Annotated in this window: 3 protein-coding genes; all 3 read right to left on the bottom strand. The window is 46.5% G+C overall.

Annotated features, from left to right (window positions below; genetic code table 11):
- Window positions 1–487 (bottom strand): ABC transporter ATP-binding protein (locus tag JHD82_RS28980; RefSeq protein ID WP_199140344.1); only part of this gene is annotated, 487 nt, incomplete at its 3' end.
- A complete protein-coding gene (locus JHD82_RS28975; protein ID WP_307838130.1) occupies window positions 477–1,058 on the bottom strand; it encodes an ABC transporter permease in 582 nt (193 codons plus the stop codon). The genes JHD82_RS28980 and JHD82_RS28975, both read right to left, overlap by 11 nt.
- A partial coding sequence (locus JHD82_RS28970; RefSeq protein ID WP_199140342.1) for a hypothetical protein occupies window positions 1,040–1,226 on the bottom strand: 187 nt, incomplete at its 5' end. The genes JHD82_RS28970 and JHD82_RS28975, both read right to left, overlap by 19 nt.

Here is a 1,226-nt window from a genome sequence, read left to right as displayed (position 1 = left end):
AGATGTGTATAAGAGACAGGGTTTTGACTGGTTGCTCAAGGAAATCCCCTAACTCCGAAAATTCCAGAACATCTTGCATTCGCGACTCCATGGCCTCACGAGGAATCCCTAGAATTGCCGCATTCAAATACGCATTCTCGCGCCCAGTAAACTCCGGATTGAATCCAGCACCCAGTTCCAACAGCGCAGCAATGCGGCCATTCACTTTAATGCGACCACTGGTTGGTTTTAATGTGCCGCAAATAATTTGCAACAAGGTAGATTTTCCACTGCCATTCTGGCCAATAATACCAACCGTTTCACCTTTGCCAATTTTAAAAGAAACATTTTTCAGCGCCCAAAACTCACGATAATGTTTTTTGGCAGGACATTGATTAATAGCCTCCATTCCCAATGCGGCATATTGCTTCAATCGATCAATCGGCTTTTTATAAATCTCGTAGCACTTGCTGACATTTTCAATTTCGATGATGGATTTAAAGGACATCAGAGAATCCCCCCTTGGTTTTTTGAAACCAAGCAAATCCCATCCAGAACACAAATGCGGACACGAAAGTTTGCTGAATCCATGCCACCCATTTAATGGATTTACCCCACAGCATCACGTCACGAGCAGTTTCTATTGAGAATGTCAGCGGATTTATTTCTAGCAATTTCCGGTACTCAACAGGAATTGAAGCAGTCGAATAAAAAACAGGGGACAGGAACATTAATACTGTAACCATGACGACAACAAACTGCGGCATGTCTCGTATGTAGACCCCTAGTGATGCAAGCGTCCACGAGACCCCCAAAGTGAGCAACATCAATGGCAAAAGAGTAATTGGCAACAACACAATACTTGCGTGCGGAACTCCAAAGAACAACATATAAAATATCAGCCACACCAAAGTACTCACCAAAAATTGAAAAAAAGCTGAGGCCAAAGCGATATATGGCAATATTTCAATTGGGAAAATTATCTTCTTGACGTAATTAATATTACCTACAATAAGCACCGGTGCACGACTGATCACTTCCGAGAATAAGCCAAATATTATTAATCCAGCAAACAACACCAATGCAACTGTCTCTTATACACATCTGACGCTGCCGACGAAATGCGAACAAAAAAAGTTTTTTGGAGGGGGGGGGGGGGGTGGGGGGGGGGGGGGGGGGGGGGGGGGGGGGGGGGGGGGGTTGGGGGGGGGGGGGGGGGGGGGGGGGGGGGGGGGGGGGGGGGGGGG

The organism is Delftia sp. ASV31 (assembly GCF_016428765.1).
Classification (GTDB): Bacteria; Pseudomonadota; Gammaproteobacteria; order Burkholderiales; family Burkholderiaceae_C; genus Comamonas; species Comamonas acidovorans.
This window is presented reverse-complemented; position numbering and strand designations above follow the sequence as displayed.